The organism is Trichococcus pasteurii, assembly GCF_900112935.1.
Classification (GTDB): domain Bacteria; phylum Bacillota; class Bacilli; order Lactobacillales; family Aerococcaceae; genus Trichococcus; species Trichococcus pasteurii.
Genome location: NZ_FONM01000019.1, coordinates 1 through 25244, shown reverse-complemented (window position 1 = coordinate 25244; position 25244 = coordinate 1). Strand labels below are relative to the sequence as shown.

The window sequence follows — 25244 nt, the reverse complement described above, 5'->3', positions numbered from 1 at the left end:
ACAGAACATCCAACGGAAACGTCCGGATGCTCTGTGGTTTTTTGGATAGATGTACAAGCGGAAAACAAAAAGATGGCGTTCGCATAAAACTTCTGTGATATAGTAAGACTGACGAATCAAGAAATTAGGAAGTAGGAAATAGAGAATGGGAAAGAGTCTAGTATTAGCTGAAAAACCATCAGTGGCGCGCGATATCGCCCGCGTGCTGCAGTGCGAGAAACAGGGTCAAGGATATCTTGAAGGGAAAGACTACATCGTCACTTGGGCCTTGGGTCATCTTGTGACGCTTGCCGATCCGGAAGCCTACGATGTGAAATACAAAAATTGGAACTTGGCGGATCTGCCGATGCTTCCGCAAGACCTGAAGCTGACGGTCATCAAGCAGTCCGGCAAGCAGTTCAATGCCGTCAAGTCCCAACTGGTGCGGAATGACGTTTCCGACATCATCATCGCGACGGATGCCGGCCGGGAGGGGGAACTGGTCGCCCGCTGGATCATCGAAAAAGCGAAAGTCCACAATCCGGTCAAACGCCTGTGGATTTCATCCGTGACGGACAAGGCTATCAAAGACGGCTTCAAGAACCTGAAGCCGGGCAAGGACTATGAAAACTTGTATCAGTCAGCGGTGGCCCGTTCGGAAGCGGATTGGTACATCGGCCTGAATGCGACCCGCGCGTTGACGACGAAATTCAACGCCCAGTTGAACTGTGGCCGCGTCCAGACGCCGGTCGTTGCCATCATCGCCAGACGCGAAGAGGAAATCAAAAAATTCCAGCCAAAGACATACTACGGCATCGAGGCTCAGACCGATACGAAGCTGAAGCTGATCTGGCAGGACGAAAAAACGAACGACACGAAGAGTTTCGATCGCGATAAAGTTACAGCCATCGTCAAAAAGTTGGATAAGCAACAGGCTACGGTTGTGGCGGTCGACCGCAAACCGAAAAAAGCCTATGCACCAGGCTTGTACGACCTGACTGAACTGCAACGCGACGCCAACAAGCTTTTCGGTTATTCCGCCAAAGAGACGCTGAATATCATGCAGAAACTCTATGAGCAGCATAAATTGTTGACTTATCCGCGTACGGATTCCCGCTACCTGTCGAACGACATCGTCGCCACGCTGCCGGACCGACTAAAGGCATGCGCCATCAAGGAATACCGTCTGCTCGTGAACAAGGTATTGGCGAAACCGATCAAGGCAAACAAATCGTTCGTCGATGACAGCAAAGTTTCCGATCACCATGCCATCATCCCGACGGAACAAGTCGTGCAAATCGGGAAGCTCTCGGCTCAGGAACTCAAAATCTATGACCTGGTTGTGAAACGCTTCTTGGCTGTGCTTTTCCCGGCTTACGAATATGAGCAGCTGACTCTGCGCGCGGATATCGGCGGCGAGCGCTTCGTGGCCCGCGGCAAGACGGTCATCGCTGCCGGCTGGAAAGAAGTCTACAGCAATCGCACGGAGGATGAGGAGTCGGAAGATGGTCTTCAGGAGCAACTGTTGCCGAAAATCGAGGCAGGTGATGTGTTGGCTGTCCGTTACGTAAGCGAGACATCCGGACAGACGAAACCGCCTGCCTACTTCAATGAAGCGACGCTGTTGACGGCGATGGAAAATCCGGCAAAATATATGGAAACGACTGACAAAAATTTGGCGCAGACGCTGAAGGAAACAGGCGGATTGGGAACCGTCGCTACGCGTGCGGACATCATCGAGAAGCTGTTCAATTCCTTCCTGATCGAAAGACGCGGACAGGAAATCCATATCACTTCAAAAGGAAAGCAATTGCTGGAGCTGGTTCCGGAAGAACTGAAATCCCCGGCCCTGACTGGCGATTGGGAGCGAAAGCTCGAGCAGATCGCTGCCGGCAAGCTGAAGAAGGATGTATTCATCAACGAAATGAAGGCCTACACGAAAGAAATCGTTTCGGAAATCAAGACGAGCGAAGGCAAGTTCAAGCACGAAAACATCTCAACCAAGACCTGCCCGGAATGCGGCAAACCGATGCTGGAAGTGAACGGCAAAAAAGGCAAAATGCTTGTGTGCCAGGACCGCGATTGCGGGTACCGCAAGAATGTGGCGCGGGTCACGAATGCCCGCTGTCCGCAGTGCATGAAGAAAATGGAGCTGCACGGCGAAGGCGACGGCCAAATTTTCACCTGCAAATGCGGCTATCGCGAAAAACTTTCGGCCTTCAACGAACGACGCAAAAAAGGCTCCGGCGGAAAAGCCGCTAAGCAAGACGTCCAAAAGTATCTGAAGAAACAAAATAAAGATGAAGAGCCGGTAAACAATGCTTTGTTCGAGGCGCTGAAGAAACTCAAGCTGGACGATTAAGCACGATTCACCTAAAAGGACTGCAACGGCGCTTTTTGTGCCTGTCGCAGTCCTTTTTCAATCGGATTTCGGGAATGCGCGTATGTTATAATTGTAGGGTATCGATTGCCTTGAAAGTCTCAGACGGCAATCCTGTCAGGGAGGAAATTTCAGAATGAAAACAGTCATTTTAGCCGAAAAATCATCGCAGGCGGCCGCCTACGCGAGCTCTTTCCAAAAGAAGGCGACGGTTGCCGGGAACTACGTGATCCAGGACAGCCTGTTCGATGGCGAAACGGTCATCGTGCATGCCTCCGGTCATCTGTTGGGGCTGCTGCAGCCGGAAGAATATGATCCGAAATGGAAAAAATGGAGCCTGGATCACTTGCCGATTTTCCCGGAAAGCTACAAATACAAGATCCAATACGGAAAAGGCAAGCAGATGGCGAACATCAAACAGCAGCTCAAGGAAGCGGACCGCATCATCATCGCCACCGACTCGGATCGCGAAGGGGAAAATATTGCCCGTTCGATCATCCGGCATGCCGGTGCAGAAAAGAAGGAGATGAAGCGCCTCTGGATCAACAGTCTGGAATCTAACGAAATCCGCCGCGGGTTCAGCGAATTGCTGGACGGGAAAGACACCTATCCATCCTACATCGAGGCCCAAAGCCGGGAAATCGCCGATTGGTTGGTGGGCATGAACCTGAGCCGGCTGTACACCATTGCGCTCCAGAAGGCCGGAATCAAAGAAGGGGCTTTTTCGGTCGGCCGCGTGCAGACACCGACGCTCTTCATGATCTATAAGCGCATGAAGGAAATCGCCGCCTTCAAGGAAGAGACGCATTATGAATGTTTGGCCCGGATCACGGTCACGAATGGGACGTTCGAGGCCAAGTATCAGCATGAATTCGAGTCGAAACAGGAAATGAAAACCTTCATCTCGGCGCACGGATTGGCGGCTGAGATGCCCGCCGTCATCAAACGCTTCGAAGCCAACGAGAACAAGCGGGAGTTTGCGCCGCGCCTGTATTCCCTCAGCGATCTGCAGCGGGCAGCCAACGCCAAATTCAAGATGGGCGCGAAAGACACATTGGCAACCGTCCAGTCCTTGTACGAAGCGAAGATGCTCTCCTATCCGCGGACGGACACGACATTCATCACCAAAAATGAATTCGCCTATCTGAAGGACAATCTTTCCGGCTATCTGGGCATTTTGGGCCACACCATCGAAAAGCCGAATCTGACTCCGCGCAAAAAATACGTCGATGATGCCAAAGTACAGGAGCATTATGCCATCATCCCGACGAAAAAAGTGCCGGATCAGGCCCGGATCGCGAAATTGAATGCGAACCAGCAGAAAATTTATGATCTCGTCCTGCGCCGGACATTGGCGATGTTTGAAGAGGACTTCATCTACGATGAACCGACCATCATTACGGATATCGGCGGACTGGACTTTGTGGCATCCGGTAAGATCATCAAGAATCTGGGATGGAAGAAGCTGGAAGGCAACACAAGGAAAAAAGGCGAACCGGAGGACAAAATCCTGCCGATGGTCACGGTAGGGGAAACCGGAACAGCCGTCTTGGCCACGAAGGAGAAGAAGACCACTCCTCCGAAGCCTTACACAGAAGGCACGCTGATTGCAGCCATGAAGAACGCCGGCAAAGAGGTGGATGATGCCGAGGACAAGGCGATCCTGAAGGAAACGCACGGCATCGGAACGGAAGCGACCCGCGCCGGCGTCATCGAAAACCTGAAGGACAGAGGCTACATTACGGCTTCGAAGAATCAGCTGGCGATCACCGAAAAGGGAATCCTGCTGTGTGAGGCCGTGGCCGGCAACAAGATGAGCGATGTCGCCTTCACAGCCGAATGGGAAAAGTATTTGGCGAAAATCCATAAAGGCGAGGGTGACCAGGACTATTTCCTGGATAATATCAAACACTTCGTTATGGAAATCCTCGGCACGAAGAACGAGATGCTGCAGTCCGAAGGGATCGCAGAGCGCATCGATGCTGTAGGCGACGGTGCGGTCGTAGGCGATTGCCCGGTCTGCGGGAAAGAAGCGATCATCAAGGGCAGTTACCTACAATGCCAGGACTACGGCGAGTCCTGTTCATTCCGGATTTCCCGCTATATCGCCCGCCGCTATCTGTCACCCGAGGAAGCCAAAGAACTCTTGGCCCGAAAGGAAACGAAGCGCCTTTCCGGTTTCAAGAAAAAAGACGGCAAGAGTTTTTCGACAGCATTGCTGTTGGGGAAAGACGAAGCAGGCAATTATGCCGTTTCCTTCAAACCGTTCGCTCCGAGCAAGAAAAAGCCGGTGCGTAAAAAGACACAATGAACCTAAAAAGGTATCCGGAAAATTGCTTCCCGGATACCTTTCTCTAATTTTTAGCCCAAATATTCCGATTCATCCATCAATTTCACCGCGGTGCCGCTGCAGGTGACCATCAGCATGCCGTTATCGGCTCCCAGCACTTCATAGTCCATCTTCATGCCGACGATGGCGTTTGCGCCTTTTGCGGCTGCACGATCCTGCATTTCTGACAAGGCGTTTTCGCGTGCCACAGTCAATTCATCCTCGTAGCTCTTTGAACGTCCTCCAACGATGTTGCGGATGCCGGCTCCGAAATCCTTGAACACGTTGATGCCTGTGATGACTTCTCCGAAAACGATGCCTTGATAGGCAGTGATTTTTTTCCCCTCGATATGGGCTGTTGTTGTAATAATCATGTGACTTACCATCCTTTCTCCTAACGGTGAAACAATCAGTGCAACAAATCGATTATAACTTTCTGGTGATGCCTTCATTATATCAAAAGTCAGGCTTGAAAAGATACAGAAATCTGTCATCTTGATGGCCGTTGGGCAGAAAAATGTTGTGGGCAAAAGTGTACAGATTGTTCGTTAATGGTAAAATTATGGAAGACTCGAAACAGAAAGGGCTGTTACTATGAAATTTGAAAAAATTCACCATGTCGCGATTATCGCCTCCGATTATGAGGCCTCAAAAGCTTTCTACACTGAGGTGCTGGAATTGCCGATCATCCGCGAAAACTACCGGGCGGAAAGGGATTCCTACAAACTCGATCTCAAACTTGGGGAGAGCGAAATCGAACTGTTCTCTTTTCCGAATCCGCCTGAGCGTCCGAGCGGTCCGGAATCAGTCGGGCTCCGCCATCTTTGCTTCTATGTGGAGGATGTCGAGGCTACTGTGGCGGAATTGAACCGCAAAGGCGTGGAGACTGAGCCGATCCGCTTGGATGACTACACGAATAAGAAATTCACTTTTTTCAAGGACCCGGACGGCTTGCCGCTGGAGTTGCATGAATAGAGCTTAGCTAGAACGGGGAGTGTCTCATCTGAGATGTTCCCCGTTTTTTCGGCCGTCCCAACCAATATTTCTGGTGGGGGGTCCACGTATCTTTCATCCAGCTCCGGTGAGAGCCTCCTCGCTGGAGCACGATAACCAATATCGTTATCAACTTCTGCGAGGCCGATCTCGCCGGAGAACGCACGGAAAATGACAGTCCGAACTACGGCGAAGCCTTCGTTCACCGGAGTACAGAGCCTCCGCCTCAATTCGAGGCGACGCATTCATCTGCTCAAATTAAAAATCTGTAAACACAAATATAAAATAGGTATTTACAACGAAAGGGAAAGGGGTTACAATGTGAAAAAGAGAGTTGGAGGAGGCAACTCAATCATCAATCAGAACAAAAAGTTTAGGAGGAAAAAGAATGGAAAATGCGAAGTGGATTGAACGTTTGAATATGATCGCCTATAAGATCAATGATTTGAAGTATATCATCGCAATCAAAAATGCCTTTTCAATGTTGTTGCCGGTCATCATCACGGGTGCTTTTGCCACTTTGTTTTCGAACATGGTGTTTGATTCAACGAATGGGTTGGCCCAATTTGAGGCTTTACGGTTCTTGGAACAAATGAAACCGATTACGCAGGCGATCAACTATGCCACCATGAACCTGATGACGATCGGTGCGGTCTTTTTGATCGGGATCGAAGTCGCTAAACTGAACAAAGTATCCGATCATTTCGCTGGTCTTTTGGCGGTCATCAGTTATATCGCGACCATCCCGACAGCAATCGAAGTTTTGTTTGAAGAGACGCCGGTTCCGGTGACAAATGTCCTTTCCAGCAATTATACAGGGTCACGCGGCTTATTCCTGGGTATGTTCATCGCCATCTTATCCGTTGAACTTTACACCTGGTTGAGCAAACAGGAAAAACTGAAGATCACCATGCCTGATACGGTACCTACGAATGTTTCCCGCGGTTTTTCTGCTTTGATTCCGACTATTTTGACGGTTTCACTGATTGCGGCAGGTGCCCATCTGATTTTCATGATCACGGGATTGACTTTGTATGACATCATCTATACGACCATCCAAGCGCCGCTTGCGAAAGTCGTTCAAGGCTTGCCGGGTATCCTGTTGCTGATGTTCGTCTCGCAGATTTTCTGGGTGATCGGAATCCACGGTAACCAAATGATCAAACCGATCCGCGAGCCGATTTTGTTGGCTGCCATCGCCGAAAATACAGCCGCTTTTGAAGCCGGCAAGGAAGTTCCGAACATCATCAACATGCCATTCTGGGATATGTACATGAGCATGGGTGGGTCCGGAGTTACGATCGGTCTCTTGATTGCCGTCTTCTTGGTTTCGAAGCGCGCCGACTTCAAGGAAATCGGCAAACTGTCTGTAGGCCCCGGCCTCTTCAACATCAATGAACCGCTTATTTTCGGGATGCCGATCATGCTGAATCCGATCATGGCGATCCCATTCATCTTGACGCCTCTGGTTACAGGTACAATCGGTTACTTCGCGACGGCAATCGGATTTGCGGGTAAGGCAGTCGTGATGGTTCCTTGGACAACGCCACCATTGATCAGCGGCTATCTTGCGACAGCAGGCAGCCTGGGTGCGGTCGCTACGCAACTGATTTGTATCGCTGTTTCCGTATTGATCTATCTGCCGTTCGTGAAGGCCAGCAATCGTGCGCTTGCAGTGGAACCAGAAACCGAAAAGGAAGCAGAAGTGGCGGCAGCCGTGGAATAATGAAAGATTTGAACAGAAAGGGGCATGAGGATGATTAAAAATATACCTGAAGGATTCATCTTGGGAGCATCTTCTTCTGCATGGCAGACGGAAGGCTGGAAGGGTAAAAAAGAAGGGCAGGATTCCTACCTGGACATGTGGTACAAAGAGGAGCCTTTCGTATGGCATGAAGGCTATGGACCGGCTGGAGCGACCTCATTCTATGACCGCTACCACGAAGATGTGGCTTTGATGAAAGAAATCGGTCTGACACATTACCGGACGTCGATCAACTGGGCGCGCTTCTTTACGGACTATGAAAATGCGGTAGTCGATGAAGACTATGCCCAGCACATCAGTGATATCGTGGATGCACTGCTTGAAGCCGGAGTCGAGCCGATGCTTTGCCTGGAGCATTACGAAGTCCCTGCCTATTTGATGGAGAAATACGATGGCTGGAGCTCGAAGCATGTCGTCGATCTCTATGCGAAATATGCCGAAATAGCCTTCGAACGCTATACCGATCGCGTCCGGCATTGGTTCACTTTCAACGAACCGGTTGTCATCCAGACGCGCATCTACCTCGATGCCATCCGTTATCCGCATGAGCAGGATACATCGAAATGGATGCAATGGAATTTCAACAAGGTGATCGCTACGGCACGGGCAGTTCAAATTTTCCATGAAAAAGGCTACAGCGGTCAGATCGGAGCCATCCTGAATCCGGAGGTGACCTATGCGCGGTCCTCATCGCCGGCGGACCAAAAAGCCGCCCGGATGTACGATCTGTTGTATAACCGTATTTTTTTGGATCCGTTGGTGAAGGGGGAGTATCCCGACGAGTTGTTTGATGTACTCGCGAAGCACGCTATTCCATTTGAATATTCAGAAGAGGAACTGCTTATCATCAAAGAAAATACGGTGGATTATCTCGGGATTAATCTTTATTTCCCGAAACGGGTCCGGTCCCCGCGTTACGAGTGGAACAAGGAGACACCGTTCCATCCGGAATACTATTATGAAGAGTTTTCCTTGCCGGGCAGAAGGATGAACACTTCGCGCGGTTGGGAAATCTACCCGCAGATCATGTATGATATGGCCATGCGTCTGAAATCCGAATACGGAAATATCCCGTGGTTCGTTGCGGAAAGCGGGATGGGCATCGAGCAGGAGGAGCGTTTTGCGGACAGCAAGGGCACCATTCAGGACGATTACCGCATCTCATATATCTCTGAACACTTGAGCTCCTTGTTGGATGCCGTCCATGAAGGGGCGAACTGTAACGGATACATGCTGTGGGCCTTCACGGATTGCGTCTCGCCGATGAATGCCTTCAAGAACCGCTATGGACTCGTAAGGATCGATCTGGAGGATGACAAGAAGCGTTCCCTGAAGCAATCGGGCTATTGGTACCGGGACCTCATCCAAAGCAAACGACTGGAAGTGGTCGAACACACGTACAAGTGACCCTTGTTTTCCCTATTGCATAATGGCCAGTTATCTATGTTATAATCAACAAGGAGAGATTTGTAAATACAAATTTTCATATCACGTAGATAAGTGGTGAAGGGCATGGCAAAATACAAAGAAGTCGCAAATGAAATCAGAAAAAGAATCAAAAGCGGGATCTATCATTCCGAAGAAAAGATTCCCGATCAGGAATCCTTGGCGAAGGAGTTTGGCACCAGCCGTGTGACGGTAAAGAAGGCGTTGGACCTTTTGAGTGTTGCTGGATTGGTGTACACGATCCAAGGTTCGGGGACCTACGTGAAGAAAAATGCGGTCAATCTGGCCGAACAGAGCATCAAAATCGGCCAGAATGTCGGCTTGACCGCTGCGGCCGGCGAACGATTGGAACTGAAGACGGAAGTGCTGGACTTCAACGTCCGTTTTCCGGATGAGGAAGAATGCAACCAACTGAGCATCACGAAGGAAGAACCCGTCTATGACATCAAACGCTTGCGGATCCTGGACGAAAAACCTTATTCCTTGGAGCATACGATCATCCCGATCGCGCTGGCACCGAACATCACGAAGGAAATCCTGAACCGCTCCCTGTACGACTATCTGCAAGGGGATTTGGGCATCGTATTCGGGGACAACCGACAGACCGTCCGTGCGGTCAAGCCGGATGATAATGACAAGAAATATTTGCACTGTTCCAACGAGGATCCGGTCCTTGAAGTAAGCAAAGTCATGTTCCTTGAAAGAGGGACGCCGTTGGAATATTCGGTCGTGCATCATCGCTATGATATGGTCGAGATGTCCTTCATCAACGTAAGCAGAGAGGGATTACTGGGATAATGGAACGGACAACGAAGTTGCGCGGCAACTTTCGTTGTCCGTTTTCCGTAAAAGCTTTGCGCTTCAATGATGAAAACGCTATACTGGGTATATTAACTTGTTGAGGTGATGACATGTATCAACCAGCACAAAACAGATACGACAAAATGATCTATAACCGCGTAGGCAACAGCGGTCTGAAACTGCCTGCCATTTCCCTTGGGCTTTGGCATAACTTCGGCGAGGTGGATCTGTTCGACAATTCGCGCAAAATGGTCCAACGCGCCTTCGATCTTGGGATCACCCATTTCGATCTGGCGAACAACTACGGTCCGCCTCCAGGCAGTGCGGAGGAAACATTCGGCAAGATTTTGAAAAAAGACTTCCTGCCTTACCGGGATGAATTGATCATTTCCAGCAAGGCCGGCTATGATATGTGGCCCGGACCATACGGGGAATGGGGATCCAAAAAGTATTTGACGGCGAGCCTTGATCAAAGCCTGAAACGGATGGGACTTGATTATGTGGATATTTTTTATTCGCACCGCCCGGATCCCGAAACACCATTCGAAGAGACTGCGCAAGCATTGGATCTGATGGTCCGTCAAGGAAAAGCTCTGTATATCGGCATCTCCAACTATTCTGCAGAGCAGACTGCTGAAATAGCAGCAATCTTCAAAGACTTGAAGACGCCGTTCATTATCCACCAACCGGCCTACAACATGTACAACCGCTGGATTGAGGATGGCTTGCAGGATGTGTTATCAACCAACAAGTTGGGCACCATCGCCTTCAGTCCGTTGGCGCAAGGCATGCTGACCGACCGCTATCTGCATGGCATTCCGGAAGATTCACGTGCGGGGAGACCTTCTTCACCATTCCTGAATGCGGAGCGGGTGCAGGAAACCATCGAGAAATCACGCGCTCTGAACGAAATCGCCCAGCGACGCGGACAAACATTGGCTGAGATGGCAGTGGCTTGGATTCTCCGCGATGGGAAAGTCACAAGCGTGCTGATCGGCGCCAGCAGAGTGAGCCAAATTGATGACAATGTGAAAGCGTTGGAAAACCTTGACTTCAGCAATGAAGAATTGGATGAAATTGAAGCGGTATTGGCAAAATAATGAAATAGAAAAAGCTTCCCGAAGCGATGCCATGCATCATTCGGGAAGCTTTTGTTGTGCGCCCGGCATGGGTGATAACTTGGTGGTGAAAGTCCACTACAGACTTTGCAGTAGGAACTGTTAGCGAATGACAAGGGTGTCCACCGTGAGGTGGAATCTGAAGGAAGTCGGACGCAAACACTCGCACTGACGAACAGAAATCTCATATGAGGCTGAATGGAGACGGAAGAGCTTGCATCACAAAGTAAAGTCCTATACTGCACGAATCTCCTACAGTAAATGAGGCAGTGACATGAGTGGAAGGTTATCATTCTTACCCGGGGAGGTCTTATGGACATGAGGAATCATGGAGTAAAGCTTGCCATAAGAAGTCAGCAGAAGCCGTAGTAGTGACCTTAGGGTCATGAAGGGCTGAACAATAATAATCTTGATAGAAACAAGGAGGTGAATGTATCTCGGCACTACAGAAAACGTCATGGTATAGACCAAATGACGGCTGTCTCCAGAAGGGATAAGTTGGAAACGAAAGAGATATGGAGAAGCGTAGAGAGATACAGCATGGATATGAGGAAACAAGATGGTATCACGTTAATCGAGAAAATCGCAACAACAAGCAACCTAGTGGTTGCTTGCGAGAAAGTCTACAAAAATAAAGGCGCCGCAGGTATAGACGGCATAACGGTCTACGAAATAGATGACCATATGGTCAAATACCAAAAGGCAATCATTGCGAAATTATTGGATGGAACCTATGAGCCACAACCGGTCAAGCGGGTATCTATACCCAAGGAAAATGGCAGTATGCGTAATCTAGGGATCCCTGTAGTGAGAGATAGAGTCGTGCAACAGGCTATCCTACAGATAATTTAACCGCTGATTGACCCATACTTCTCCAAGTACAGTTTCGGTTTTCGAAAAGAAAGAAGCGCACATGATGCAATCAAACAAGCCGAGAAGTACATTGAAGAAGGATACAAAACAATCGTCGACTGTGACTTGAAGAATTACTTCGACATGGTAAATCATCAGAAACTGATGGTGTACTTGAGGGAATTCATACAAGACGAAATCGTGTTGAAGTTAATCTGGAGTTTTCTTCGTTCAGGGATTATGGAACAGGATGTATTTATCCAATCCTACAAGGGAACTCCGCAAGGTGGGGTAATCTCCCCGCTCTTAGCCAATATCTATCTCAATCAACTGGACAGGGAATTGGAAAAACGAGGTCATCGCTTTGTGCGTTATGCGGATGATTTCTGCATATATGTGAAGACCCCTCGTGCGGGAGAACGGGTGCTAGTTAGTGTTACGACCTTCCTAGAGAAGAAATTGAAGCTGACGGTAAATACCGATAAGAGTAAGGTCACTACCCCAGGTAGTGCTAAATTCCTTGGGTTCACTATTTGGAAAACGATGGGAAAGTCAGAAGCCGTCCACATAAGACGGCTAAACAAAAATTCCGCAAACGATTAAGACGTCTAACCAGTCGGAAACGACCAGGAACCTTCCTGGACATAGTAAAAGAAATCAATCAGTATACACAAGGATGGATAAACTACTATGGCATTGGTGATATGAAAACCTTTATTAGGGAAACAGCCCAATGGCTGAACCACCGACTAAGACAACTCATTTGGAAGAGATGGAAAAGAGTCTCTACCCGCTTTTACAGATTGATGCGTTATGGCATCGACAAGGAAGAAGCTTGGAAAGTTGCGAATTCCCGTAAAGGCTACTGGAGAATGTCTAAGAACCAGACCATTCACCGGGCCATTAACAACAAAAGGCTGGCTAGTTGGGGTCTGAAAGACCTTAATCAACTTTACCAGCGCAGATACTTAAGTTATTGAACCGCCGTGTACGGAACCGTACGCACGGTGGTGTGAGAGGTCGGAGCCTGTTGGCTCCTCCTACTCGATTGTTGAGAGGATGATGAAGCTGCATCAGGCTCCTCGGTCAGGGATTTGTATTATTTTGCTGAAATCTGCTTGCAGACAATCAGAATATTGGGTAAAGTGGATAAGTACGCCCGGATTGTTCATTGGCTTTAATAGAATCGGGCAAGTATCGTTATCAATAGAAAGGGGAAGTGATATGACAGACAGAAGAAAGGGACAGATCGGACTTATTTTTGTGACAATGATATGGGGTTCAGGTTTCGTTGTGAGCGCCATATCATTGGAGTATTTTTCCCCATACCAAATATTGACTATGCGTTTTTTGTTGGCATTCATACTGATGGGGGCAATTTTTTTCGGCCAGCTGAAGCATGCGACCAAAAAGACCTATCTGAAAGGCATCGGTCTTGGAACCATCCTTTACTTGGCTTTCTTGTTTCAGACGGTAGGTCTTGTCTATACGACACCTTCGAAGAACGCCTTCCTTACCGCCTTCAATGTTGTGTTGGTGCCGTTCATTGGCGCCTTGTTCTTCAGGAGAAAAGTTACAGCCCCGGCCATCGTGGGCGCGCTGTTATCGATCAGCGGCATCGCCGTCATTTCCCTGACCGATTTCCACAGCGTAAACTTCGGGGATATGCTGACGCTGCTCTGCGCATTATTCTTTGCCTTGCAGATCATCTTCACAAATCGGTTCGTGCTGGGTGAAAACATATACGCATTGACCACCATCCAGATGGGGACAGCCGCTGTATTGGGAGTGATCGTATCGCTTGCAAGGGGAGAATTCGTGTTCTCTGCAGCCGGAGAGGGCTACTTTTCCATCTTTTATTTGGGGACGGTCAGCACGATGCTGGGCTTTCTGATCCAAACGGCCTCGCAGCAGTTCACCAAAGAGGCTGAAACAGCAATCATCCTGTCGATGGAGGCTGTATTCGGGATGATCGCTTCAGCGCTTTTTCTGAGGGAAGCGATAACGCTGAGGATGCTGATCGGAGCAGCGCTGATTCTAGCTGGCGTTCTGGTGGTGGAATTGAAACCGAAGACAACCATGACAGACCGAAAATCCATTACGGATATCCAAGACTAAAGGTAGTCAAGATTTTGCCGGCCAAAGATACTGAAAAGTATGCAGGACATGCTGCCGCTTTAGGACAAGAAAAGAAGGTGGACCGTAAATCATCAGGATTTACGGTCCACCTTCTTTTGCTTATCAATTAGTCCTGCACTTCGAACTTGTAGATCGTTTCAGCCGAATAGACTTCATCCGGTCGGAGCGTGATGTCACCGAAGCCTTCTTGGTTGATGGCGTCAGGCAAAGCTTGAGTCTCCAAGGTGATGCCCGCATACTGGATGACCGGACTGCCGGAGATCGTGTATTTATCCACCGAGCCGTTGTGCATAAAAATCACGACGCAATCCTGATCCGTATACATTTTTACGCTTCGGCCGGATTCCACATCGCTGAGGATCGCATCAGGTTTTCCATCATCGTGCTGCAGCAGGAAAGGGTGGTCGAAACCGGCGACTTTTTGGGTCTGTGGATGACTCTGCTCAGCAGCAACTGCAAGCGTTCCTGCGCTGCGGAAATCAAAAGGGGTCCCTTCTGAAGGCAACAAGGCCCCGGTAGGGAGGTTTTCGTCGCCCAATTCGGCAAAAACAGCGCTGTTCAGTTGCAGATTATGCTGCAGAATCGGTCTGTTGATGTCGCCGCTCAAATTAAAATAGACATGGTTGGTCGGATTGAACAAGGTCGCCTTATCGGTCGTAGCCCGATAAGTGACTTTCCATTCATTCTCGGCAGTAAGCGTATAGCTGACCGTTACCGACAGGTTTCCGGGATAGCCGTTGGCGCCGTCTGCATCGATCGTTGTGAAATGGATGCTGGCTTCATCAGCGGAAGCCTCGATCTCCGCGTCCCAAACATGCGTATCCAGTCCAGCTGGGCCGCCGTGGAGCTGATTGACGCCTTCGTTCACGACTAACTGATGCGTAGTTCCGTCCAAATCAAAAGATCCTTTGGCGATGCGTCCCGCGACCCGACCGATTGTGGCTCCGTAATACGGGCGATGCGTCACATAATCATCCAACGAATCCATCGTCAAAATCACATTCTCAGTCTTTCCATTTTTATCCGGCATCATAAGTTCCGTGATGGTTGCGCCGTAAGTCATTGCTGTAAGGGAGATGCCGTTCGGATTCGTCAAGGTGTAAGCTACGACATCCGTTCCGTTGGCTTGCCCGATTATTGCTTCAGATACTTTCATTGTTTTTCCACTCTCCTGCTTGTTTAGTATTAAGCGAATCAATCCGCTAAATTTTGTTGGGAATGCTGTTTTAAGTTTCCTCTCTATTGTAAGCGTTTGATTTACCCGAAGCAACAAAAATAGTAAAATAATTAATAAGTTAAGTAAATTTTTACTGATGCCTATCCGTTCATCAAAAAAAGTGCCGATTTTCAGCAGAAAATGCCTGAAAAACATGATTCCGGCCACTGAAAGCGGTATAATGGAAAGAGGTGCGAGTATGCTGTTTCAGGAAAAATCGGGCAGGTATCGAGTGGGATCCGATGGTGGCAACGCACGCAAAAACTAACCAATTGGAGTGAGACATTTATGCTAGTAGGTGGAATTGAAGCAGGCGGAACAAAATTTGTGTGCGCCGTCGGAAATGAAAAAAATGAGTTGTTGGAGCGGGTCGCTTTCCCGACGACTACGCCGGAAGAAACATTGGAGCAGGTATTTGCTTTCTTTGATCGTTTTGATTTAGCTGCAATCGGAATCGGTTCCTTTGGGCCGATTGACGTCAAAAAAGACTCGGAAACATATGGCCATATTCTCTGCACGCCAAAGTTGGCCTGGAAAGATTTTGATTTTCTTGGTGCCATGAAAGCAAGATATGCTGTTCCGATGGGGTGGACGACAGACGTGAATGGCGCTGCCTTGGGCGAATCCGCTCTGGGTGCAGCAAAAGGGATGAAGAATATTATGTACATCACGATCGGCACAGGTGTTGGAGCCGGTGCAATCGTGGATGGGAAAATACTGGAAGGCATCGGGCATCCGGAAATGGGGCACATTTTGGTGCGTCCGCATGAGCATGACCATTATGAAGGCTTCTGCCCATACCACGGCAACTGCCTGGAAGGCATGGCTGCCGGTCCTTCAATCGACGGACGACTGGGTAAAGCCGGTAAAGACGTGGAACCTACCGATGCGGTCTGGGATTACATCGCTTATTATATCGCTCAAGCTTTGGAAGCCTACACGGTCATCCTGCGTCCGGAACGCATAGTGTTGGGCGGTGGCGTCATGAAGGTCCCTGGTATGCTTGATAATATCAAAGGCAAATTTACGAAGCTGCTTGCCGACTATGTGCCGGTCCCTGCTGTCGATGATTATCTTGTGTTGCCAGGCTTGGGCGATGATGCCGGCATCACGGGTGCGATCATCCTGGCGAATGAAGTGAAAGCTTAAAAATTTCGGATAAGCAACAGAAAAAGCGACCCATTTCCGACGAATCTATCGTCGGGAATGGGTCGCTTTATTATTTTTCTTAGCTGTTTTTCGGGCCGGGAGTGGAGGCTATCAGTTCCATGTTGCCGGATAGGGACCAAGCTGAAACGGTCGCAGGCAAAATGAAGTGGTCGCCTTTTTGCAACGGATAGGATTTCGCGTCGACAGTCAGGCTGCCGTTGCCTTCGATGACGCTTCCTAAGGTGTAGGGAGCGGTTTTATTGAAGGCCATTTCCGAAAGGATATCCCATTTGTAGACAGTGAAATAGTCGCTTTCGATGAAAGTCGTCACGGTGTTGCCGTCCACTGTGTTGGTTTCGAAATGGTTCGAAGGATCCTTGTGCGGAATCATCGACACATCGATGGATTGCTGGATGTGCAGGTCGCGTTTGTTGCCTTGGTCATCCTTGCGGTCGAAGTCGTAGACGCGGTAAGTCGTGTTGCTGCTCTGTTGCGTCTCCAGAATCGTGATGCCGCCGCCGATGGCGTGGATGGTGCCGCTTGGTACAAAGAAGAAGTCGCCTTTCTTCACTTTGACATGGCGCAACAGCCCAGCCCAGTTTCCTTCCGAGATCATTTCGGAAAACTGTTCTTTTGTTTGGGCATTGTGTCCGTAGATGATTTCGGAATCTTCATCGGCATCGATGATGTACCAGCATTCAGTTTTCCCCAGCTCGCCTTCTTGCTTCAGTCCATAGGCATCATCCGGATGCACTTGGACGGATAAGGCTTCCGCAGCATCGATGATTTTGGTCAGCAATGGGAAGACGGGCGAAGTCGGATTTTCGAACAACTCAGGATGTTCCGCATAAAGGACATCCAGTTTTGTGCCGGCGTATTGACCGTTTTCTACCGCTCCGGTGCCGTCGGGATGGGCGCTGATGGCCCAGCATTCCCCGGTGTGGTCGCTGGGGATATCGTAACCATAGATGTCGCGCAGCTTTGTGCCGCCCCAGATTTTTTCTTGCAGGACAGGTTGGATGAACAATGGCTCTTGCATATTTTTCCTCCTAGGTTTGAGTAGTAAATGTTCTTGATGAATTAAACAAAGCGCAGATTAACAAAATGCATTATGTATCTAATAATGACGGCCAGCTTCACGGGTAAGCCCTTCGGAAATTAGATAAATCGTACCTATTGCGCTCTACGATGCTCAGTCGGCACGATTTCCTAAATTTCTTTCAGGGCTGAGCGAACCCGTTCTGCTTTTGCTATTGTTTAATAATATCGGTGATGGTGTAGGAACGCGTATCGAAACGGCTGCGGGATGTTGAGTATTCGAAAGGTGTCCCGTTCGTAAGATAAACGACTTGCTCCACTTCAAGGATTGGAGTATTCGCATCGCAATCCAGTTCTTGCCAATCCAGTTCATTGGATCGGTCAGCGTGGATTTTTCGGTAGGCGCCGCCGATTTTCAGTTTCAACGTATCGCGGATGTGATCGTAGATGGAACGGTGGATGATGTCCTCCGTCAGGTCCTTAACCAATCCGGCCACAAAGTAGGTGTTTTCCAGTATATACGGTTTGTCGTCGATGATCCTCAGGCGCTGCAGATGATAGACAGGTTGGTTGTCCTCCAGCATCAACAAGGCCTGGATATTTTTGGGAGGGAACATGATATCAAAAAGGATGATTTTGCTCTTTACAGTCTTATTCGGGAACTGTTTGGATAAGCCAGCATATTCATCTGCTTTGGAATCTCCGCTGTTCCAAAGGGCGCTCTTGATGACAAAGGTTCCGACACCCCGTTTGCGGAAAATCAGGCCTTCCATTGCGATCATGTCGATGGCTTTCTTTAATGTCATCCGGCTGACACCGAATTCTTCCGCCAAAGCGATCTGGTCCGGGAGCATTTCATCTTCTGCGTATTCACCTTCAGCGATGCGGCGCCGCAGTTCATCCGCTATTTCTTCATATTTTTTCATTATTGTCGAACCTCCCGGAAATTACACGATTTCATTCCCATTATACCGTAATGGCTAGACTTGAAACAAGCTAACCTTTACATTTGGCTGATTAAGGAAAGGCAAATGGCCCGAAGCAGTTTGCCTCGGGCCATTTGCTCGAAAAGATCAGAGAATGTAGTTTCCGGAATGAGTCAGCTTAGTTTTTTGATTGCGCGCCTTGCAAGGGAGTGCGGTCAGATGCTTGCTTATTTTCCTCAACGGTCAGTGCCAAATTCGCTTTATCGACAACCTTCAGGAATGGATACCACATCACTCCGACGATTGCGAAGTCGATCAATTGCAGCACGCCGCCCATAACGGAGTTGGTGGCCATCATACCGCTGAAGAACAAGGGAACAGTCCACGGAACCGTTACGCCAGTTGGAGTAGGGAACAAACCGGATGCCATTGATAAGTAGTTTACGGTCGTTACGATCAGTGGCGTCAAAATCCAAGGGATAGCGATAGATGCGTTCAATACAATCGGCAAGCCGAAGATGACGGGTTCGTTAACGTTGAACAAGCCAGGTCCGATCGCCAGACGACCGATGTCTTTCATTTGTCTGCTCTTCATGACGAAAGCCATCAAGATGACTACCATCAATGTCATACCGGAACCGCCCAGACCGACAGTGAAGGTTTCCATGAAAGGTTTCGTGATGATGTGCGGCAGGGCTTCGCCTGCTTTAAAAGCATCGAGGTTTTCCAGAGCTAAAGTGTTCCAGATCGGGTCCATAACGGAGTTGACGATGATTTGGCCGTGGAGACCGAAGAACCATAGGATTTGGACAAAGAACAAGGAAAGCAGGGTGGCAGGCAAGCCGCTGCCTAAACCTACCAATGGTTTTTGGATAACGGTGTAGACCACATCATGCAAGTTCGTCGTGAACACGCCTGAAACCAAGGCATTCACAAACAAAAAGATGGTCAGAGTCGAAATGGCAGGGATCAGGGAAGCGAAAGAACGGGCAACGGCATCAGGAACACCTTCCGGCATTTTGATGACGATGCCTTTTTTCGTGATGCGGACATAGATTTCAGCCGCAAGGAAGGCAGCCAGCATCCCGATGAACATCCCTTTTGCGCCTAAACGATCCAGGGACAGGGCGCCGCTTACTTCAGCGCCGTCTGCAGTCGTGAAGCTGAAAGGTGTCAAAATCAGATAGGAAGCCAGCGAAACAGCTCCACCGAAGATGCCGTCCTCATCATAGGAACGGGTCAGGTAATACCCGATACCGAACGTGATGAAGATCGTCATGATGGACATGGTCGCATTTTGGCCGTTCCCGAAGAGACCGCCCAAAGTGCCTTTCAAGTCATCGCTCCAGAAGGGCAGGTTGTTCAGCACCACTACGATGGAACCGAACATCGTCAGTGGGAAAGAAAGCATAAAAGCGTCACGCAATACTGCTAAGTATCTGTTTGAGCCGAGCTTGCCGGCAAGCGGAGTCAATTTTTCGGCTAAATTATCAATAAAATTATTCATTAATCATTTTCCTTTCCTGGAAACCTTATGCGTCAAAACCGTTGTTGTCTGAAACCTCTTTGAACCAGTAGCCACTTTTCTTGATTGTGCGTTTTCCTTCTTCCGCCAGATCGACCGCTATGAATCCGTAGCGGTTTTTGTAGGCGTTGGTCCAGGACCAGTTATCCATGCACGTCCACATGTGGTAACCTTTCACGTTGCAACCCTCCTGCAACGCTTGATGGACATATTTCAGATGAGCTTGGACAAATTCGATACGGTAATCATCTTCGATCATGCCATCCGCGTTGATGAAGCGCTCTTCGCCTTCCACACCCATCCCGTTTTCGGAAATGTAGCAGGGCAGGTTGCCGTAGTTGTCGCGGACATTGATCAGGCAATCGTAAATGCCTTTTTCGTAGATTTCCCAGCCGCGGTACGGATTCATTTTCCGTTCCGGCCAGATGTAGTTGTCGAAGTAATCATCCGGCATCGGCTTGTCGGATAAGCGTTCCGTGCTTTCTTTTTTCATGATGCGTCTTGGCTGATAGTAATTGATCCCCAGAATGTCGATGGTATTATGTTTGATGAGTTCCAGTTCCGATTGCGTATATTCCGGTAGGTAATCCAATTCCTTCAGCAGCGAAACCAAATCCTCTGGGAAGGTGCCTTTGATGGCAGGGTCCAAGAAGGATCGGTTGAAGAAGGCATCAGCGAGACGGGCTGCCTTGACGTCTTCAGGATCGTTCTCATTGCGCGGGTAACTAGGCGTCAGATTGAGGATGATGCCGATTTGCCCGTCAAGGTTCATTTCATGATAAATTTTGATGGCTTTTGCGCTTGCCAAAGTTTCGTGATAAGCGACTTGAACGGCTTTTTTCATATCCACGACACTAGGGTAGTGGAATTGGTAGAGATAGCCGCCTTCGACCGGAACGATCGGTTCATTGTGGGTGAACCATTTTTTTACACGGTCTCCGAACAGCTCGAAGCAGATGCGCGCGTAATCTGCATAGGCATCCACGACTTCTTTGCTTTCCCAACCCCCTTTCTGTTGTAATGACAACGGCATATCAAAGTGATAAAGGTTCATGAAAGGTTCGATGCCGTTGGCCAACAACTCGTCGATGTAGCTGTTGTAGAACGCCACCGCTTCCGGATTCACCGCGCCGATCCCATCCGGAATCAGACGGCTCCATTGAATGGAGGTTCGATACGTAGTGTGTCCCGTTTTTTTCATGAGTGCTATATCTTCTTTGTAGCGATTGTATACGTAAGATGTGTCTTCTGGCCCGACCTGATTGAAGAACAGCTCCGGATTCTGCTTGTACCAATGATCCCAGATGCTGTCCCCCTTGCCGTCTCCGGCAACCGTACCCTCTGTCTGCGGTCCGCTTGCTGCCGATCCCCACCAAAAACCTGCAGGAAATTCGTATTTCATCTAAACAACTCCTTTTCTATGTCTATACATAACTTCAACAAGAATTATACAAAACAAGAAAAGAAAATGCAATCGATTTCAATTAAAAAATATATATTTTTATTATTTCTTGCTTATTTCAGCCTTTTAGCGAGAATTAGTACCAAGATTATGGTATAAAAAGAACAAACAGGTTTGGAGGCGATAGATGATGAAAATTGGAGTCATCGGGTTAGGGAACATTGCGCAAAAGGCGTATCTTCCGGTTATGGTCGAGATGCAGGATGAGGTGGAATGGCATCTGTGCTCACGGAATAGGGAGACGCTGGAAACTGTAGGGAAAAAATTCGGCTTTCAACATTTGTACACTTCGATTGAGGAATGGTTGGACAGCGGAATCGAGGCTGCCTTTGTGCACGTAGCTACCGTTGCCCATGCGGAAATCATCCGCAAGCTGCTGGAGCGCGGCATTTCGGTCTATGTGGACAAGCCCATCAGTGAGGATCTGGAAGAAACAAAGGAACTGATCGAGTTGGCCGATGCCAAGGGCGTGCTGCTTACCGCTGGCTTCAATCGCCGTTTTGCTCCGATGGTGGAACGGCTGAAAGAGATTCCTGACAAAAAGATGATCCTGATTCAGAAGGATCGTGTAAAGAATGTAGAACCGGTCCGTTTTGCCGTCTATGATTTGTTCATCCATATCGCGGATACCGCTTTGTATTTGTTGGATGATGAGGTAGTTTCGTTGCAATCGCATCTGGTCGAAGACGAAGGGGAATTGAAACGGCTATGGCTGATGCTCGAAACGAAGAGCACCACTTGTTTCGTCTCGATGAACTATGAAGCGGGAGCCAATCAGGAAGTCATGGAAGTCCAAAGTCCTGACGGGATTGTGCGCGTCCTGAATTTGGCCGATATGACCATCGAACAAAAAAATGGCAAGCAGCAAGTTGCTTTTGGCGATTGGGAATGGACGCTCCGCAAGCGAGGCTTCGCGCCGTTGATCGGTTCGTTTGTCGCAGGAGTCAAGGAACGCACAAACCCCGTCTCCACGGAAACGAGCTATCTGAGCCACTCGCTGTGCGAGAAAATACTCGTCGACAACGGCTTCGGAAGCAAGCCAAACGAATAAATCGGAATTTTTGTAGGTACAATTTGAATATTTTTGTTAATTTGTTCGTACATCTCTGGTATAATATAAAGCAGCAAGGCCAAGGATCATCAAATGGAGGTGAAGGATGACAAAAGATATGACTGCCGGCAGTCCTGCAAAGCTGCTCGTGCTGTTCGCGGTTCCGATGCTGATAGGGAATATGTTCCAACAACTGTACAGCTTGGCGGACACGATCATCATCGGCAGGACATTGGGAGTGGACGGACTGGCGGCCATCGGATCGGTCGGCGGGGTGCTCTTTTTTATCCATGGATTCGGGATCGGTGTCACTTCCGGTTTAGGGATCGTCACCGCGCAGCGTTTTGGCACGAAAAATGAGGAGCGGATTCGGAAGAGCATCACGATAAGCGTCTGGATCACTCTTTTCATGACTGTCCTTATAACCATCCTGAGCGTTTGGCTGGCTGAAGATATCCTGTTGTTCATGGATACGCCGGCAGAAATACGCAAGGAAGCCGAAGCCTATTTTTTGGTTTTGATGTGGGGTTCGGTGGCGATCATGGTATTCAATTTGTTGAGCAACATCCTGCGTTCACTGGGTGACAGCAAACTTCCATTGGTCATCCTGGTGATTTCTTCCCTATTGAATGTGGTATTGGATTATGTGTTCATTGTCTGGTTTTCTATGGGGGTTGCAGGAGCAGCGCTGGCAACAGTTGCAGCGCAATTATTCGCCAGTTTTCTCTGTTTCGTATATATCCGGAAAAAAATGGCGATTCTGAGCTTTTCCAGAGAAGATTGGCGCATGCAGCCTGGCGAATTCTCGTTGCCGTTGAAAATTTCGCTCCCGATCGGTCTGCAAGCCTCCATCATTGCGATCGGTTCAATCGTATTGCAGAAAAGCCTGAATGGCTTTGGTCCGGATGCGGTCGGTGGCTACGCCATCGCCCAAAAATTAGACATCATGGCGACGCTGCCGATAGTCTCCATCGGTATCGCGATGGCGACTTTCGCAGCCCAAAACTACGGGGCCGGATTGTATTCGCGTATTTGGGAAGGCGCGCGCATCAGTTTGCTGCTGTCCTTTGCCTACAGCATCCTGTTGGGAGCAGTGCTTTTGTTATTCGGCACGGATCTCATCAGGTTGTTGTTCGACCAGAATGATCCGTCCGTATTGGCATATGCGCATACATATTTTGTTGCCACGGCCAGTTTCTATCTTGTGTTGACGACTTTGATCATTTTGCGTTATACGCTGCAAGGGGTGGGTGACAATGCTGCGCCTACCTTTGGGGGAGTGATGGAAATGGTGGCGCGTGTCATCGTTCCGTTGGGATTTTCCGGTCTGTTAGGCTATCAGGCAGTCGCCTTTGCCAATCCCGTTGCCTGGGTCGGGGCAGCCGTTCCGATGATGTACGCCTATCGTCAGTTGAAAAGGAAGTTGACATTGTTGGAAGAGAAAAGATGCAAGGAAGCCGAGGGTGAGCGATTGGTTGGATTGTCGGATTGATAACCCATTATTGCTGCATACCTAAGTTAATAAACTGATATAAACCGATTCGGAATATGTTATAATAAGATTAAATCATGATTAAAAAAGTTTGTTGAGGAGTTCAATACTAGATTCACTATCTTGAGGAGGAAAAAAATGTTTGATCAAATTGATGAGTTAGCAGTTAATGCAGTACGTACACTTAGCATAGACGCCGTACAGAAGGCCAATTCAGGGCATCCTGGTTTGCCGATGGGAGCCGCTCCGATGGCCTACGCGCTTTGGACAAAACATTTGAAAGTCAACCCTAAGAACAGTTTGTGGGCAGACCGTGACCGTTTCGTATTATCCGCTGGACATGGATCATCCATGTTGTACAGCTTGTTGCACTTATCCGGCTTCAATGTGAGCCTGGACGACGTGAAAAACTTCCGTCAATTCGGCAGCAAGACACCTGGACACCCGGAAGTGCATGACACGGATGGCGTGGAAGCAACTACTGGTCCGTTGGGACAAGGGATCGCTAATGCAGTCGGTTTCGCAATGGCGGAAGCGCACTTGGCTGCTACCTACAACAAAGAAAACTTCCCGGTTGTGGATCACTATACGTACTTCCTGAACGGCGACGGCGATCTGATGGAAGGCATCTCCCATGAAGCAGCCAGCTTGGCTGGCCACCTGAAATTGGGCAAATTGATCGGTTTGTATGACTCCAACGATATCTCCTTGGATGGCCCGACTTCGAAATCCTTCACGGAAGATGTAGCTGCCCGCTTCGAAGCCTACGGTTGGCAACATATCCTGGTTAAGGACGGCAATGATCTGGAAGCCATCTCCAAGGCCATCGAAGAAGCGAAAGCTGAAACAGAAAAACCGACACTGATCGAAATCAAAACCATCATCGGCTTTGGTGCTCCTGACGCAGGAACACATAAAGTCCATGGCGCTCCATTGGGAGCGGAAGGCGTTGCTTTCGCGAAAGCCTCTTACGGATGTTCGGACGAAGCTTTCTGCGTACCTGCTGAAGTGACGGCACGATTCAATGAAAAGATGGTCGAAGAAGGCCAACAGGCTGAAGCAGCGTGGACTGCCATGTTCAACGACTATAAAGCAGCTTATCCGGAATTGGCGCAACAATTCGAAGATGCTATCACCGGTAAATTGCCTGAAGGCTGGCAAGACAAGCTGCCGACTTATGAAGTGGGCAGCGCAGCCAAAGCAAGCCGTGTGACCAGTGCGGAATCCATTCAAGCATTGGGTGAAGCCGTACCTTACTTCTGGGGCGGTTCTGCGGACTTATCTTCTTCAAACAACACAATGATCAAGTCGGCAAGCGACTTTGAGCCGGGCAACTATGCCGGCCGCAATATCTGGTACGGTGTGCGTGAGTTCGCGATGGCTGCTATCATGAACGGTATCGTTCTGCATGGTGGAACCAGAACGTATGTAGGGACATTCTTCGTCTTCACGGACTACTTGCGCCCAGCGATGCGTTTGGCTGCCATTTCGCACTTGCCTGGCACTTACGTGATGACGCATGACTCAATCGCGGTCGGCGAAGACGGCCCGACGCATGAGCCAGTGGAACACTTATCCAGCTA

Annotated in this window: 21 protein-coding genes; 15 read left to right on the top strand and 6 right to left on the bottom strand. The window is 49.1% G+C overall.

Annotated elements, in window-relative coordinates; genetic code table 11:
• The first annotated feature begins 145 nt into the window (after positions 1 to 145).
• Complete coding sequence (locus BM184_RS12835; RefSeq protein WP_086943837.1) at positions 146 to 2341, top strand: DNA topoisomerase III; 2196 nt, start codon at positions 146 to 148, stop codon at positions 2339 to 2341.
• Positions 2342 to 2495: 154 nt separating this feature from the next.
• Positions 2496 to 4670, top strand: coding sequence for a type IA DNA topoisomerase (gene topB / locus BM184_RS12830; RefSeq protein ID WP_086943838.1), 2175 nt, complete (start codon positions 2496 to 2498; stop codon positions 4668 to 4670).
• 50 nt (positions 4671 to 4720) lie between these two features.
• On the opposite strand, the gene BM184_RS12825 is transcribed toward topB, so the two are convergent.
• Positions 4721 to 5062 (bottom strand): heavy metal-binding domain-containing protein, encoded by a 342-nt coding sequence (locus tag BM184_RS12825; RefSeq protein WP_086943839.1) that lies wholly within the window; start codon positions 5060 to 5062, stop codon positions 4721 to 4723.
• 220 nt (positions 5063 to 5282) lie between these two features.
• Between BM184_RS12825 and gloA2 the strand changes: the two genes are divergently transcribed.
• The 9 genes from gloA2 to BM184_RS12785 all read left to right on the top strand — a co-directional run bounded on the left by gloA2 (position 5283) and on the right by BM184_RS12785 (position 13781).
• Positions 5283 to 5663 (top strand): SMU1112c/YaeR family gloxylase I-like metalloprotein, encoded by a 381-nt coding sequence (gene gloA2, locus BM184_RS12820; protein WP_086629743.1) that lies wholly within the window; start codon positions 5283 to 5285, stop codon positions 5661 to 5663.
• Positions 5664 to 6069: 406 nt separating this feature from the next.
• Entirely contained in the window at positions 6070 to 7407 is a 1338-nt protein-coding gene (locus BM184_RS12810; RefSeq protein WP_086943841.1) for a PTS sugar transporter subunit IIC, read from the top strand.
• 30 nt (positions 7408 to 7437) lie between these two features.
• Positions 7438 to 8853, top strand: coding sequence for a glycoside hydrolase family 1 protein (locus BM184_RS12805; protein ID WP_086943842.1), 1416 nt, complete (start codon positions 7438 to 7440; stop codon positions 8851 to 8853).
• 105 nt (positions 8854 to 8958) lie between these two features.
• Positions 8959 to 9690 (top strand): GntR family transcriptional regulator, encoded by a 732-nt coding sequence (locus BM184_RS12800; RefSeq protein ID WP_086943843.1) that lies wholly within the window; start codon positions 8959 to 8961, stop codon positions 9688 to 9690.
• Positions 9691 to 9803: 113 nt separating this feature from the next.
• Positions 9804 to 10793 (top strand): L-glyceraldehyde 3-phosphate reductase, encoded by a 990-nt coding sequence (mgrA, locus tag BM184_RS12795; RefSeq protein ID WP_086943844.1) that lies wholly within the window; start codon positions 9804 to 9806, stop codon positions 10791 to 10793.
• A 558-nt stretch (positions 10794 to 11351) separates the two neighbouring features.
• Complete coding sequence (locus tag BM184_RS15620; protein WP_245830781.1) at positions 11352 to 11663, top strand: reverse transcriptase family protein; 312 nt, start codon at positions 11352 to 11354, stop codon at positions 11661 to 11663.
• A gap of 3 nt (positions 11664 to 11666) precedes the next feature.
• Positions 11667 to 12266 (top strand): reverse transcriptase domain-containing protein, encoded by a 600-nt coding sequence (locus BM184_RS15615; RefSeq protein WP_322787147.1) that lies wholly within the window; start codon positions 11667 to 11669, stop codon positions 12264 to 12266.
• Positions 12197 to 12643, top strand: coding sequence for a group II intron maturase-specific domain-containing protein (locus tag BM184_RS15610; protein WP_245830782.1), 447 nt, complete (start codon positions 12197 to 12199; stop codon positions 12641 to 12643). The genes BM184_RS15615 and BM184_RS15610 overlap by 70 nt, the downstream gene beginning before the upstream one ends.
• A gap of 244 nt (positions 12644 to 12887) precedes the next feature.
• Positions 12888 to 13781: a DMT family transporter gene (locus BM184_RS12785; RefSeq protein WP_086943845.1), complete on the top strand. Its 894-nt coding sequence runs from the start codon at positions 12888 to 12890 to the stop codon at positions 13779 to 13781.
• A gap of 127 nt (positions 13782 to 13908) precedes the next feature.
• Here the strand turns inward: BM184_RS12785 and BM184_RS12780 are convergent, their stop codons facing one another.
• Entirely contained in the window at positions 13909 to 14958 is a 1050-nt protein-coding gene (locus tag BM184_RS12780; protein WP_086943846.1) for an aldose epimerase family protein, read from the bottom strand.
• Between the two features lie 348 nt (positions 14959 to 15306).
• Here BM184_RS12780 and BM184_RS12775 point away from each other — a divergent pair, with 348 nt between their 5' ends.
• The gene (locus tag BM184_RS12775) at positions 15307 to 16167 is read left to right on the top strand and encodes an ROK family protein (protein WP_086943847.1); all 861 of its coding nucleotides are present in this window, start codon (positions 15307 to 15309) and stop codon (positions 16165 to 16167) included.
• Positions 16168 to 16246: 79 nt separating this feature from the next.
• Here the strand turns inward: BM184_RS12775 and manA are convergent, their stop codons facing one another.
• From manA to BM184_RS12755, 4 genes are all read right to left on the bottom strand, one after another.
• On the bottom strand, positions 16247 to 17206 hold the full coding sequence (manA, locus tag BM184_RS12770; RefSeq protein WP_086943848.1) for a mannose-6-phosphate isomerase, class I: 960 nt from the start codon (positions 17204 to 17206) through the stop codon (positions 16247 to 16249).
• A 211-nt stretch (positions 17207 to 17417) separates the two neighbouring features.
• A complete protein-coding gene (locus BM184_RS12765) occupies positions 17418 to 18131 on the bottom strand; it encodes a GntR family transcriptional regulator (RefSeq protein WP_086943849.1) in 714 nt (237 codons plus the stop codon).
• Between the two features lie 178 nt (positions 18132 to 18309).
• On the bottom strand, positions 18310 to 19638 hold the full coding sequence (gene celB / locus BM184_RS12760; RefSeq protein WP_086943850.1) for a PTS cellobiose transporter subunit IIC: 1329 nt from the start codon (positions 19636 to 19638) through the stop codon (positions 18310 to 18312).
• Positions 19639 to 19663: 25 nt separating this feature from the next.
• A complete protein-coding gene (locus BM184_RS12755; RefSeq protein WP_086943851.1) occupies positions 19664 to 21058 on the bottom strand; it encodes a glycoside hydrolase family 1 protein in 1395 nt (464 codons plus the stop codon).
• Between the two features lie 187 nt (positions 21059 to 21245).
• On the opposite strand from BM184_RS12755, the gene BM184_RS12750 reads away from it, so the two are divergent.
• The 3 genes from BM184_RS12750 to tkt form a co-directional block, all read left to right on the top strand.
• A complete protein-coding gene (locus tag BM184_RS12750; protein ID WP_086943852.1) occupies positions 21246 to 22169 on the top strand; it encodes a Gfo/Idh/MocA family protein in 924 nt (307 codons plus the stop codon).
• Between the two features lie 106 nt (positions 22170 to 22275).
• Positions 22276 to 23661, top strand: coding sequence for an MATE family efflux transporter (locus tag BM184_RS12745; RefSeq protein WP_086943853.1), 1386 nt, complete (start codon positions 22276 to 22278; stop codon positions 23659 to 23661).
• Between the two features lie 138 nt (positions 23662 to 23799).
• The coding region (gene tkt, locus BM184_RS12740; protein ID WP_093365110.1) for a transketolase at positions 23800 to 25244 on the top strand (1445 nt) is incomplete at its 3' end.